The organism is Halomonas sp. I1, assembly GCF_032334135.1.
Classification (GTDB): Bacteria; Pseudomonadota; Gammaproteobacteria; order Pseudomonadales; family Halomonadaceae; genus Halomonas.
In genome coordinates, this window is the sequence record NZ_JAVXUS010000012.1 from 97,072 (window position 1) to 109,292 (window position 12,221).

Sequence of the window (12,221 nt, forward strand, 5' to 3'; positions counted from 1 at the left end):
AACACCATGACGGATGCCTCCAAAGACCAACCGGGTGGCCGCCTGTCGCTGCCCCCGGTGGAGCGTATCGCCGAGGAGCTGGCGCATGACGAGCCGACGCATCGAGAGACCCTGGACCCGGAACTCGAGGCGACGGCCGAGGCCTTCGTCGAGGAGATCCTGGGAGACCAGGCCGGTGACGCCGCGGAGCAGCGCCGGGCGGTAGACGAGATGGGGCTCGACCTTCAGCGTCAGGCTGCCCACCAGAGTGAGATGCTCAAGACGCCGCTGCATCAGTTGGCCCGCGAAGGAGAAGATGGCGGGCCGGTGGCCAAGGCGCTGGGGGACTTGCGGGGCCGGATGAACTCGCTGGACCCACGCCACCATCGCCTGGAGCCGGGGCCGATGGATCGTCTTCGACGCTGGATTCCCGGCATGGGAACGCGCCTGCAGCGTTATTTCCAGCGCTTCGAGACCGCCCAGCAGGCGCTCGACGCCATCATCGCCGATCTGGAAGGGGGGCGCGACCGGCTGGCGCGCGACAACATTACCCTGAACGATGACCAGCAGGCCCTGCGCGAGACGCTCGACCAGCTGGAGCGCCAGGTCGCGCTGGGGCGTGCCATCGACTCTCGCCTGGAAAATGCCCTGCCGGAGCTCGATGAGCAGCGACGTGGTTTCGTCGAGGAAGAGTTGCTGTTTCCCCTGCGTCAGCGGATTCTCGATCTCCAGCAGCAGCAGGCGGTCAGTCAGCAGGGCGTGCTGGCCCTCGAGGTCATCATCCGCAACAACCGCGAACTGATGCGAGGTGTGGACCGGGCGATCAACGTCACCGTCTCGGCGCTCAGCGTGGCAGCCACGGTGGCCCTGGCGCTGGCCAACCAGCGACTGGTACTGGAGCGCATCGAGTCACTCAATGCCGCTACCTCCGAGACCATCGCCGGTACCGCCGAGGCCCTGAAGCGGCAGGGCGTGGACATCCAGACCCGGGCATCCTCGGCGACCCTGGACATGCAGTCGCTGGAAAACGCCTTCGGCGATGTCATGGGCGCGATCGACGACCTGGCGCACTATCGTCGCGATGCCTTGCCGCAGTTAGCGTCACAGATCGAGCGCCTGGAAGGCCTGGCGCAGCGAGGGCGTTCGGCCACCGAGCGTCTGGACCGGGGTGAGTCGGATGATGAGGCGCGCCGAGCTTCCGATTCAGGAAGCGCTGAATAAATTACCGAGCCTAGTAAAGGCTAGGCCCGTTCCCGACGGGCCATCGCATTTCCCACATCCATGTGGGTCACGCAAGGCGCCCGGAGCGCAGAAAGCGAGACATAACGAGGGTTAGACGAGCTTTCGAGCACCGCGTAACGAAGCGATTTGCAGGAGCAGGTATTTATGCAGTGCTTCCCTCACTTGAAGCGTGAACTGGCCCGCTTCCACGCTTCCCGCAACTGCTCCCAGGCTTCATCGGCACCCTGACGCATATCGTCCCAGGCCTCCTCGCCGGAGGCCTGCAGTTCGTCGAGTCGGCGACGCGCCTCGTCGCGTTGCGCCTTCAGGCGCTCGAGGTCTTCCTGATGGCGCTCGCTGGTCCGGTCACCGGCTCGGCGCGCGCGTTCGGCCAGTGCTTCGATCTCGGCGTTCCAGTCGGCGAGGCTGTCCTTCAAGCGCTCGATCAAGGCATCTCGTTGATTCATGACTCCTCCATATGATGGTCCTGCTCTCTCTTGACGATCCCGTCGATCAGCAGGAGTTCCCGCCATGGCCCGCTGAAGGCTTCGGTCGACGCCGTGCACGCATCGCGTTTCAGCGCACCAGGGGCGAGCGTCGTCATGGGAGGACACGCCCTGGACTATGCTGCAGGTAGCGATGCTCGCATCGTCGCGAAGGCATCCGGGATGGGCCGTGATGCTTCGGTGACGCGGCTCGAAGCCGCAAGGGGGGATCATGGATAGCGGAGTGCGCAATGTCTTCGTGGTAGGACTCAACGACGTCAACCGGGAGCGACTCGAACACTTGAGGGGCGCCGACGGCTGCCGCTTCCACGGGGTCATCGCCCCCGCGGCGGTCTACGACACCGAGGTCTTCGACATCGCGGCCATGCTCGAGGAGGCGACCGAGCAGTTGGAGGCCTTCGACGGCAACGTCGATGCCATCGTCGGCTACATGGACTTCCCCGTGTCGACCATGCTGCCGATCCTCTGCGAGCGTTTCGGCACCCGTTCCCCCTCGCTTGCGAGCCTGCTCAAGTGCGAGCACAAGTACTGGAGCCGGAAGGTACAGAAGGAGGTGATTCCCGACTACATTCCCGGCTTCACGGCCTTCGACCCCTTCGACGACGATGCCCTGACCCATATCGGCGAGGCCGGGCTCTACTTCCCCTTTTTCATCAAGCCGATCAAGTCCTCGGGGTCGCGGCTGGGCTTCCGCATCGACACGCCGGAAGACTTCTACCACGCCATCGAGAAGCTGCGCGAGGACATTGGCCTGATTGCCGACCCCTTCAACACCGTGCTCGAGCATGCCCGCCTGCCCGACGAGATCGCCGCCGTGGACGGCCACTTCTGCATGGCCGAGGAGATCATCGGCGGCTGGCAGTGTACCGTGGAGGGTTATGTCTTCGAGGGCGAGGTGGTCAGCTACGGCATCGTCGACTCGCTGCGCTACCCTCAGGTGCTGAGTTTCTTCCATTACCGCTATCCGTCCGGGCTGCCTGATGCCGTCCAGGACAAGATGCGCGAACTCACCGACACGGTGATGCGTCACATCGGCTTCGACAACTCGGCCTTCAACATCGAGTACTTCTGGGACGAGGTGCAGGACCGCATCTGGCTGCTGGAGATCAATACCCGTATCTCCCAGTCCCACTGCGATCTCTTCGAGAAGGTCGACGGCGTCAGTAACCAGCAGGTCACCATCGACTTGGCGCTGGGGCGGCGCCCCGACATGCCGCATCGCCGGGGCGACTACGCGGTGGGGGCCAAGTTCTTCTACCGGGTGTTCTTCGTCGACGCCGTGGCCACCCGGGTGCCGAGCGACGCGGAAGTCGCCGCCCTGGAGGCGGACTTCCCGGGCACCGTGATTGCCCTGCAGGTGGACGCCGGGCAGCGCCTGTCGACGATGCCCGAGCAGGACAGCTACAGCTATGCGCTGGCCTATATCTGGATGGGGGCCGACAACGCGGAGCAGCTGCTCGAGGCCTACGACCGCCTGGCGGCGCGCCTGGTCTTCGAGTTCGATGAGGTCGTGGGCTGAGGAAGGAGGACAGGGATGCGCATCGTCGACGACTTTCCCCGCGCGGTGCGGGAGGAGGAAACCTGGATTCCCATGGCCGACGGCACCCGGCTGGCGGCGCGCATCTGGCGCCCGGTGGATGCCGAGCAACATCCGGTGCCGGCGATCCTCGAGTATTTGCCCTATCGCAAGCGGGACCTCACCGCCGCCCGTGACGTCCAGAGCCATCCCTACTGGGCCGGCCACGGCTATGCCGGGGTACGGGTCGACATCCGCGGCACCGGCGAGTCCGACGGCGTGCTGACCGACGAGTACCTGCCCGAGGAGCTGGCCGATGGGGGGGCGATCATCGACTGGCTGGTCGCCCAGCCCTGGTGCAGCGGCGAGGTGGGCATGGTGGGCATCTCCTGGGGCGGCTTCAACGGCCTGCAGATCGCCGCCCTGGGCCCGCCGGCGCTCAAGGCGGTGATCACCCTGTGCTCCACCGATGATCGCTATGCCGACGACATCCACCACATGGGCGGTTGCCTGCTGGGCGACAACCTGTCCTGGGCCTCGACCATGTTCGACGGCAACGCCTGCCCGCCGGATCCGGCGCTGGTCGGCGATCGCTGGCGGGAGATGTGGCTCGAGCGCCTCGATGGCAGCGGGCTGTGGCTGGCCCAGTGGCTCGAGCACCAGCGCCGCGACGCCTACTGGCGGCACGGTTCGGTGTGCGAGGACTTCGCCGCCATTCGCTGCCCGGTCTACGCCATCAGCGGCTGGGCCGACGGTTACTGCAACGCCGTCTTCCGGCTGCTGGCCGGCCTGACGGTGCCGCGCAAGGGGCTGGTCGGCCCCTGGGCTCACAAGTACCCGCACCTGGGCGTGCCGGGGCCGGCGATCGGCTTCCTCCAGGAGTCGCTGCGCTGGTGGGACCAGTGGCTCAAGGGCCGCGACACCGGCATCATGGACGAGCCCATGCTGCGGGTGTGGATGCAGGAATCGGTGCCGCCCTCGGCGCGCTACGAGGTGCGCCCCGGGCGGTGGGTGGCCGAGCCGAGCTGGCCGTCGCCGCGCATCGTCGAGGCCTCCTTCCAGCTCACCGTGGGCCACGACCTGCTGCCCGAGGCACCGGACGAGGACGACGACGATGCCGTGCTCGCCATCCGCTCGCCGCTCTCGGTTGGGCTTTACGCCGGCAAGTGGTGCTCCTACAACGCGCCCCCCGACCTGCCTCATGACCAGCGCGACGAGGACGGCGGCGCGCTGATCTTCCAGACCCCGCGCCTCGAGGAGGCCCTCGAGATCTGCGGAGCGCCGACCGTCGAGCTCGAGCTGGAGGCCGACCAGCCGGTGGCCATGGTGGCGCTGCGACTGATCGATGTCGCCGAGGACGACAAGGCCACCCGGGTTTCCTACGGCCTCTTGAACCTCACCCATCGCGACAGCGACGAGCATCCCGAGCCGTTGGTGCCGGGCCGACGCTACCGGGTGACCGTGGGGCTCAAGCACATCGCCCAACAGTTTCCGGCCGGCCATGCCATCCGCCTGGCGCTCTCCACCAGCTACTGGCCGCTGGCCTGGCCGGCGCCGCGGCCGGTCACGCTGACCCTGTGCCCCGGGCGTAGCCGGCTGATCCTGCCGGTGCGCACGCCGAGGCATGCGGAGGAGGCTGCCCTGCCGGCCTTCCCCGAGCCGGAGGGCGCGCCGTCGATCGCCAAGACCCTGATTCAGCCCACCCAGGAGAGCTGGCGGGTGATCCGCGATCTGGCCAACGACCAGACCACCCTCGAGGTGATCAACGACGAGGGGCGCTACCGGCTCGACGACATCGACCTGGAGATCGCTGCCCGAGTCACCGAGCGTTACCGCTACGCCTACGGCAGCTACGACAGCATCAGCGGCTGGACCGAATGGGAGCGCAGCTTCAAGCGTGGCGACTGGGAGGTTCGCACCCTGACCCGTACCCTGATGACCAGCGACCCGGACAACTTCCGGCTGCGCGCCACCCTGGACGCCTGGGAAGGCGAGACCCGCATCTTCGCTCGCACCTGGGACGAGACGATTCCGCGAGATCTGGTGTAGCGGGGTCATCGCTGCTGGCTGTAGCGAGGGGCGCCGGGGACAGGTCGGAGAGGGGGTCCTATTCCAGGGATGGAATCGGTAGCGCCCAGGGAAGGGTTCACAGCGCCCCCTCGTTGACCTGTCGCCGGGTCAGCCCCGAGTACACGGCTAACTGTGAAAGCCTTGGCTGGTGCAGGAAGGCGATGGTCGAGTAGGGCGACGGCCTGCTATCTTGGCCCCTTTCTCGACAGGGATGCCCCCATGAGCGTGACGACTGCCGACGTGCCCGCCAGGCCCTGGGCCTCGCGCAAGGAAATCCTGGGCTGGGCGATGTTCGACTTCGCCAACCAGGCCTACACCCTGCTGATCATTACCGTGGTGTTCGGCGAACTCTTCACCACGGTGATCGTCGGGGATCGCGGCGACGACTATCGGCTGGCCAACTTCCTGTGGAGCCTGGCGCTTTCGATCAGCTACCTGCTGGTGGTGATCACCGGTCCATTGTGCGGTGCGGTGATGGACTACCGGGCGGAGAAGAAGCGCTTCCTGTTCGCCAGCTATCTGGCCACCATCGGGGCCACCGCCATGCTCTATTTCGTGGCTCCCGGCTATGTGGTGCTGGGGCTGGTGTTGATCGTGGTGTCCAACTACGCCTATTCGATGGGCGAGTCCTTCATCGCCGCCTTCCTGCCCGACCTGGGGCCGCCCGAGGCGCTGGGCCGCATCTCGGGCTTCGGTTGGGCACTGGGCTATGTGGGCGGGCTCTTCGCCGCCGGCTTCACCCTGGTGGTGCTGGGCGAGGCTACCGCCGCGAACTTCGATAGAGTGCGTTGGGTGGGGCCCTTCGCCGCCGCCTTCTTCCTGCTCGCCGCCATCCCGACCTTCCTGTGGCTTCGCGAGCGCGGCACGCCGCAGCCACCGGGGGTGCCCTATCACCGGATCGCCTGGCAGCGGGTCTCCACGACCCTGCACGAGCTGCGTCGCTTTCGCGACCTGGGGCTCTTCCTGGTGTCGCTGCTGTTCTCCATGGCCGGGGTCTACATCATCATCGCCTTCGCCTTCATTTACGGCGCCCAGGTGATCGGCTGGGACGCCGCGATCCGCAATGTCATGTTCATCATCGTGCAGATCACCGCCGCCGCCGGCGCGCTCGGCTTCGGCGCCATCCAGGACCGCATCGGTACCCGGGTGACCTACCTGATCACCCTGACACTGTGGGTGGCGGCGATCCTGGCGATCTGGGCCACGCCGGCACTCACTACCTGGCTCAATGCCGCGTTTGGCCTTGGCTGGGAGGCGCAGCACCTGTTTCTGGTGGTCGGCTGCCTGGCGGGGCTCAGCCTGGGGTCGAGCCAGTCGGCCAGCCGCGCCCTGGTGGGGCTGTTCTCGCCGCGTCGCAAGGCCGCCGAGTTCTTCGGCTTTTGGGGGTTGGCCAACAAGCTGGCCGGCGTCGTTGGCATCATCGGCCTGGGCCTGCTGCAGTCGGTGGTCGGCCTGCAGGCGTCGATCCTGCTGTGCGCGGCGTTGTTCATCGTCGCCATCCTGATCTGCCTGGGCGTGAGCCAGTCCCGCGGCATGCAGGCGGCCAGGGACTGGGAGGCCCGCAATGGCAGGTAAGAAGACCGATTGACGGCTACGCTCGTGACGGCTGGTAGCGTGCGGTACTGCCTTGAACTTACCTGGGCCGTTCGAGGGCAAACCGATCCGTCGTGCGGCTGTAGTCGGCGCCGGCGAGGCGACCGATCGGGCGCAGGGCCTCGATGTCCACGTGGCGGCCGTTCCAGACGCCCGGGTCGGCATGGACCGCTACCACCTCGGCGAGCACCAGGTTGCCGGCCAGGGGGCGGTCACCGAAGCGGATCACCTCGTGCAGCCGGCAGCCGAAAGCGATCGGGGCCTCGGCGATGCGCGGCACCCGGAGCTCGCCCAGCGGCGCCTTGGTCAGGCCGGCGTGGTCGAATTCGTCCTCGCCACGGGGCAGGCTGGCGCTGGTAGCGTTGAGAGGCTCGGCCAGCGCTTCGCCGCCGATGTGCACCACGCATTCCGCCACCTCGTCGAGGTTGCGCAGGGTGTCCTTGGCGTTGCCCTCGCCGTTCAGCAACGGCGAGAAGGCCAGCACGGGCGGGTCGACACTGGCCACGTTGAAGAACGAAAAGGGCGCCAGGTTGGCGTGTCCTGCGGCATCGATGGTGGCGACCCAGGCGATGGGGCGTGGCGCGATGGCGCCGGAAAGCAGCCGATAGAGGGTGCCGGCCTCGAGGGTATCGGCGGTTAGCAGGGCGTCGCTCATGGTCGCTCCTTGATGATGAACGGGAGGCCTTATCCCAGCATGGGCGCCGGCAGGCGTCCAGTGTCATGATGGGCGCGACCGGACGAGGGGAGGGCGATGAATGAGCGAACAGGAAGGCGGGGTGCGACGCATGGGCCTCGGCATGATGCTGTTGTTCTGGGTATTGTTGCTGGGGCTCGGCACCTGGTGGCTGCAGGGTGTGCTGGAGCGTCGGGAGAATCCGAATGCCCATCTGGCCGATGTGGACGCCGGCGAGACATTGACCCTCGAGCGCAACGCCTCGGGACATTTCGTGGCCACCGGGCGCATCAATGGCGAGCCGGTTCCCTTCCTGCTGGATACCGGTGCCACTTATGTGGCGGTGTCCGGTACCCTGGCCGAGCGGCTCGACCTGGAGCGGCAGGGCGAGGCCTGGTTCTCCACCGCCAATGGGCGAGCGCGAGGCCATCTGACCACCCTCGACACGGTCAGCCTGGGTGGTTTGACGGCGCGGGAGGTTCGCGGCTCCATCAGCGGGGGATTGGGCGACAAGGCTCTGTTGGGCATGAGCTATCTGGGACGCTTCGACATCGCGATCAGCGGGGATCGGATGACCCTGGAGGCGCCGTCTCGGACGCCCTCGGGATAGGGCATGCTGCGTCGAGCTGTTAGCATGTATGCATGAACAGTACTTCTGCCACGAGTGCCTCGGCGTCCCTCGACGACCCTCGCTATTACCTGACCAACTTCCAGTTCGTGCTGGACTGGGTCGCCGCGCGGCACGACGACCTGTTGAACGACGCCGAGCGCGGTTTTCTCGCGACCTTTCCCCGGCTGCCGGTGGCCTCCCGGGCCTTGCTGGTGCGCATGGTGATGCGTCGAGGCGAGCTCTTTCGGCACTCGCGCCTCGAGTATGCCGAAATCGGCGCGGTCGAGAAGGCGCTGGCGCCGTTGCTCGCGGCCGGCTTCGTCGAGGACGACCCTGAGTGCGATGTCGGCGAACTGTTTCGCCAGTTGCGCCTGCCCGAGCTGCGCCAGGCGCTGGCCGAGGAGGTCGCTGCCGCCGGCCTGCCGCGCTCTTCGAGCAAGGCGGCGCTGCGTGAGGCACTGGAACCCCGGCTGGTCACGCCTCGGCCGTTGACCGAGTGGTGGCCCGAGGCACCGGATCGACTGGTACGTCTGACGATGATGGCGTTGTGTGACCGGCTGCGTCTGATGTTCTTCGGCAATATGCGCCAGGACTGGTCGGAATTCGTGATGGCCGAGCTAGGTGTACAGCAGTTCGAGACGGTGCCCTTCGATGAAGGCTCGCGGGCGTTCGGTTGCCGCGAGGAAGTCGATGATTACCTCGCTCTCCATCGGCTGCGCGAGCGCCTCGACGAGGGCGACTGTCCGCTGGCACTTGGAGCGTCGCTGGGGGATGTTCCTCCGCGCAACGCCTGGCTGGCGAGCCGCCGGGCACGCTTGCTGGTGCGCCTGGGGCGGGAAGCCGAGCGTCGCGGAGAGGGCGATGCAGCCCTGTCCTGTTATGAACAGGCGGGGAGCGGCGAGGGGCGCATTCGCCGGCTGCGCCTGCTGGAGCGGCGCGGTGAGCACGAGCTGGCGCATGCCCTGCTCGAGCGGTCGGCCCCGGTCGGCGAGCGCGAGGCCCAGGCCCTGGAGCGCCTGCGCCCTAGGCTGTGTCGTCGGCTCGGGTTGACGCCGCCGCCCCAGGCGCCCGAGCCACGGCCCAGTCGCTTCGACCTGACATTGCCGTCCCATGCCGAGGGGGTGGAGCTTGCCGTCGCCGAGCATCTGGCCACCTCCGGAGCGCCGGTCCATTTCGTGGAAAATGCCTTGGTCGCAGGGCTGTTCGGTCTGCTGTGCTGGGAGGCGATCTTCGCGCCCCTGCCCGGGGCCTTTTTCCATCCTTTTCAGTCCGGGCCGGCGGATCTGGGCCGCGAAGACTTCGTGGCACGCCGCCGGGACCGGTTCGACGCCTGCCTGGTCGAGCTGGACGACGGGCACTACCGCCGTACCATCCTCGATCGCTGGCATGCCAAGCAGGGGCTGGCCGCGACCTTCGTTAACTGGGAACGGCTGCCGCTGTCGCTGGTCGAGCTTGCCCTGACGCGCCTGCCGGCAACGCATCTGCGCGCCTGCTTCGAGCGGTTGCTGGCCGACCCTCTGGTGAATCGTTCCGGGTTGCCCGATCTGATCCAGTTCCTGCCTGATGGCGAGGTGCCGGGCTATCGATTGATCGAGGTCAAGGGGCCGGGAGACCGCCTGCAGGACAATCAGCGTCGCTGGTTGAGCTTCTTCCGGTCGCATGACATCCCGGCGGCGGTGTGTCATGTGACGTGGCGGGAGGCGCCATGACGACGGGCGAGGGGTATCGGGTAGCGGTACGCGCCTTGTGCGAGTTCACTGCCCGGGAGGGCGACCTGGACCACCGCTTCACGCCCGCGCCCAGCGCCCGCGAGGGCATCGAGGGCCATGCTCGGGTGGTCGCGCGTCGGGAGGAAGGCTATCGGGCCGAAGTGGCGCTGTCGGGGCGAATCGAAGGCCTGACCGTTGGTGGACGCGCCGACGGCTACGATCCGCGCCGCCGACGGCTCGAAGAGATCAAGACGCATCGTGGGGACCTCTCGCGCATGGGCGCCAACCAGCGAGCCCTGCACTGGGCGCAGGTCTCGGCCTATGGTGCCCTGCTGTGCGAGGCCGAGGGCCTGGCGCGGGTGACCCTGGCGCTGGTCTATCTGGATATCGTCACCGGCACCGAGACGGTGTTAACCCGGGAAGCCGAAGCCGGCGAGCTTCACGATTTCCTGGCGGGGCTGTGTCGACGCTTCCGGGCCTGGGCGGCGTGCGAGTCGGAGCATCGCGGTCGCCGCGACAACGCACTCGCCGGGCTCTCCTTTCCCCATGGTGACTTTCGTCCAGGACAGCGCGCGCTCGCCGAAGACGCCTACCGGGCCGCGGCGAGCGGTCGCTGCCTGCTGGCCGAGGCGCCCACCGGCATCGGCAAGACCCTGGGGGCGCTGTATCCCACCCTGATGGCGATGCCGCGTCACCATATCGACCGGCTGGCTTTTCTGACCATGAAGACGCCGGGGCGCCGGCTGGCGCTGGATGCCCTGTCGGCGCTCGGCGCCGAGCCTTGGGGGGCGACGCGCCTGCCGTTGCGGGTGCTGGAACTGGTGGCCCGGGACAAGGCATGCGAGTATCCGGATCGTGCCTGTCATGGCGAGTCCTGCCCGCTGGCCCGTGGCTTCTATGATCGGTTGCCCGAGGCGCGCCGGGCCGCCGTCGAGCGAGGCTGGCTGGATCGCGAGAGCCTGCGCGAGCTGGCGCTGACGCATGATGTCTGTCCCTACTATCTGGGCCAGGAACTGGCGCGTTGGTGCGATGTGCTGGTCGGCGACGTCAATCACTACTTCGATGACGGCGCGCTGCTGCATGGCCTCGCCCGGGCTGACGACTGGCGTCTGTCGCTGCTGGTGGACGAGGCCCACAACCTGGTGGAGCGGGCGCGAGGCATGTACAGCGCCGGGCTCTCCCAGCCGCGACTCAACCGGCTGCACCGCGAGGCGCCTCCGGCACTGAAGCGACCGTTGGGCGGCCTGGTCCGGCGCTGGCAAGCCTTGTTGCGCGATACGCCGGACACCGAGTGGCAGGCCCTGCCGGCGGTGCCCGATAGCTGGCTCGGCGCCCTGCAGCGGACGGTCTCGGCGGTCGGCGATTATCTGGCCGAGCACCCCGAAGGCGGCGACCCGGCCCTGCGCGACTTTCTGTTCGAAGCGCTCACTTTTACCCGGTTGGCAGAGCGCTTCGGCGACCACTCCCTTTGCGAACTGCGGCGTAACGGCCGTGGCCGGGCGGAATTGAGCGTGCGCAACCTGGTGCCGGCGGACTTTCTGGGGCCGCGCTTCGAGGCGGCACACTCGACGGTACTGTTCTCCGCGACCCTGAGTCCGCCCGAATACCATCGCGACCTGCTGGGCTTGCCGGCCGACAGCGTGGTGCGGCGGGTTGCCTCGCCCTTCGATGCTGAACAGCTGGAGGTGCGTTGCCGTGCCGATATCTCGACCCGCCTCAAGGATCGCGAGGCCTCCCTGGCGCCGATCGTCGAGGAACTGGCCGGCCAGTATCGTCGGCGGCCTGGACACTATCTGGCCTTCTTCAGCAGCTTCGCCTACCTGGAGGCGGCGCTGGCGCGCTTCCGCGAGGCCAGCCCCGAGATTCCGGTGCGCGCCCAGCGGCGTGGCATGGACGAGGCGGAGCGCGAGGCCTTCCTGGCCGGTTTCGTGCCCGGCGGCCGCGGCATCGCCTTTGCGGTGCTCGGTGGCGCCTTCGCCGAGGGGATCGATCTGCCGGGCGAGCGACTGGTGGGAGCCTTCGTCGTCACCCTGGGACTGCCGCCCTTCGACCCGATCAACGAGGCGCTCAAGCAGCGCCTGCAGGCTCGCTTCGGGCGTGGCGACGACTACACCTATCGGGTGCCCGGGATGATCAAGGTGGTGCAGGCCGCCGGGCGAGTGATCCGCGGCCCAGACGACCGGGGCGTGGTGGTGCTCATGGATGACCGCTTCGCGCGGGCCGAGAATCGGGGGTTGTTGCCGGACTGGTGGCGACTCTAGGCTTTTAGCTACGAGCTACGAGCTACGAGCTACGAGCTACGAGCTACGAGCTACGAGCTACGAGCTACGAGCTACGAGCTACG

10 protein-coding genes are annotated in these 12,221 nt (G+C 67.6%); 7 read left to right on the forward strand and 3 right to left on the reverse strand.

Annotation, left to right across the window (positions count from 1 at the left end):
• The first annotated feature begins 6 nt into the window (after nucleotides 1-6).
• On the forward strand, nucleotides 7-1,200 hold the full coding sequence (locus RSO41_RS13105) for a toxic anion resistance protein (protein ID WP_315619588.1): 1,194 nt from the start codon (nucleotides 7-9) through the stop codon (nucleotides 1,198-1,200).
• A 179-nt stretch (nucleotides 1,201-1,379) separates the two neighbouring features.
• Here the strand turns inward: RSO41_RS13105 and RSO41_RS13110 are convergent, their stop codons facing one another.
• Together RSO41_RS13110 and RSO41_RS13115 are read right to left on the reverse strand one after the other, a co-directional pair.
• Complete coding sequence (locus RSO41_RS13110) at nucleotides 1,380-1,667, reverse strand: hypothetical protein (RefSeq protein WP_315619589.1); 288 nt, start codon at nucleotides 1,665-1,667, stop codon at nucleotides 1,380-1,382.
• Entirely contained in the window at nucleotides 1,664-1,804 is a 141-nt protein-coding gene (locus RSO41_RS13115) for a hypothetical protein (RefSeq protein WP_315619590.1), read from the reverse strand. The genes RSO41_RS13110 and RSO41_RS13115 overlap by 4 nt, the downstream gene beginning before the upstream one ends.
• Nucleotides 1,805-1,917: 113 nt before the next feature.
• On the opposite strand from RSO41_RS13115, the gene RSO41_RS13120 reads away from it, so the two are divergent.
• The 3 genes from RSO41_RS13120 to RSO41_RS13130 all read left to right on the forward strand — a co-directional run bounded on the left by RSO41_RS13120 (nucleotide 1,918) and on the right by RSO41_RS13130 (nucleotide 6,867).
• Nucleotides 1,918-3,225, forward strand: a complete 1,308-nt coding sequence (locus RSO41_RS13120) for an acetyl-CoA carboxylase biotin carboxylase subunit family protein (RefSeq protein WP_315619591.1) — start codon at nucleotides 1,918-1,920, stop codon at nucleotides 3,223-3,225.
• 15 nt (nucleotides 3,226-3,240) lie between these two features.
• The gene (locus tag RSO41_RS13125) at nucleotides 3,241-5,271 is read left to right on the forward strand and encodes a CocE/NonD family hydrolase (RefSeq protein ID WP_315619592.1); all 2,031 of its coding nucleotides are present in this window, start codon (nucleotides 3,241-3,243) and stop codon (nucleotides 5,269-5,271) included.
• Between the two features lie 240 nt (nucleotides 5,272-5,511).
• Nucleotides 5,512-6,867 (forward strand): MFS transporter, encoded by a 1,356-nt coding sequence (locus tag RSO41_RS13130; RefSeq protein ID WP_315619593.1) that lies wholly within the window; start codon nucleotides 5,512-5,514, stop codon nucleotides 6,865-6,867.
• Between the two features lie 58 nt (nucleotides 6,868-6,925).
• On the opposite strand, the gene RSO41_RS13135 is transcribed toward RSO41_RS13130, so the two are convergent.
• A complete protein-coding gene (locus RSO41_RS13135; RefSeq protein ID WP_315619594.1) occupies nucleotides 6,926-7,540 on the reverse strand; it encodes a flavin reductase family protein in 615 nt (204 codons plus the stop codon).
• Between the two features lie 100 nt (nucleotides 7,541-7,640).
• Here RSO41_RS13135 and RSO41_RS13140 point away from each other — a divergent pair, with 100 nt between their 5' ends.
• The 3 genes from RSO41_RS13140 to RSO41_RS13150 are packed head-to-tail and all read left to right on the forward strand — an operon-like array spanning nucleotide 7,641 to nucleotide 12,138.
• Nucleotides 7,641-8,168 (forward strand): retropepsin-like aspartic protease, encoded by a 528-nt coding sequence (locus RSO41_RS13140; protein ID WP_315619595.1) that lies wholly within the window; start codon nucleotides 7,641-7,643, stop codon nucleotides 8,166-8,168.
• 32 nt (nucleotides 8,169-8,200) lie between these two features.
• On the forward strand, nucleotides 8,201-9,877 hold the full coding sequence (locus tag RSO41_RS13145) for a VRR-NUC domain-containing protein (RefSeq protein ID WP_315619596.1): 1,677 nt from the start codon (nucleotides 8,201-8,203) through the stop codon (nucleotides 9,875-9,877).
• Nucleotides 9,874-12,138: an ATP-dependent DNA helicase gene (locus tag RSO41_RS13150; protein ID WP_315619597.1), complete on the forward strand. Its 2,265-nt coding sequence runs from the start codon at nucleotides 9,874-9,876 to the stop codon at nucleotides 12,136-12,138. The genes RSO41_RS13145 and RSO41_RS13150 overlap by 4 nt, the downstream gene beginning before the upstream one ends.
• The last annotated feature ends 83 nt before the right edge of the window (nucleotides 12,139-12,221 follow it).

Bases quoted from the DNA above. Each gene is read 5' to 3' on its own strand.
- RSO41_RS13120 (WP_315619591.1), top strand. From the start codon at position 1,918: ATGGATAGCGGAGTGCGCAATGTCTTCGTGGTAGGACTCAACGACGTC.
- RSO41_RS13110 (WP_315619589.1), bottom strand. From the start codon at position 1,667: ATGAATCAACGAGATGCCTTGATCGAGCGCTTGAAGGACAGCCTCGCC.
- RSO41_RS13140 (WP_315619595.1), top strand. From the start codon at position 7,641: ATGAGCGAACAGGAAGGCGGGGTGCGACGCATGGGCCTCGGCATGATG.
- RSO41_RS13145 (WP_315619596.1), top strand. From the start codon at position 8,201: ATGAACAGTACTTCTGCCACGAGTGCCTCGGCGTCCCTCGACGACCCT.
- RSO41_RS13130 (WP_315619593.1), top strand. From the start codon at position 5,512: ATGAGCGTGACGACTGCCGACGTGCCCGCCAGGCCCTGGGCCTCGCGC.
- RSO41_RS13115 (WP_315619590.1), bottom strand. From the start codon at position 1,804: ATGACGACGCTCGCCCCTGGTGCGCTGAAACGCGATGCGTGCACGGCG.
- RSO41_RS13135 (WP_315619594.1), bottom strand. From the start codon at position 7,540: ATGAGCGACGCCCTGCTAACCGCCGATACCCTCGAGGCCGGCACCCTC.
- RSO41_RS13125 (WP_315619592.1), top strand. From the start codon at position 3,241: ATGCGCATCGTCGACGACTTTCCCCGCGCGGTGCGGGAGGAGGAAACC.
- RSO41_RS13105 (WP_315619588.1), top strand. From the start codon at position 7: ATGACGGATGCCTCCAAAGACCAACCGGGTGGCCGCCTGTCGCTGCCC.
- RSO41_RS13150 (WP_315619597.1), top strand. From the start codon at position 9,874: ATGACGACGGGCGAGGGGTATCGGGTAGCGGTACGCGCCTTGTGCGAG.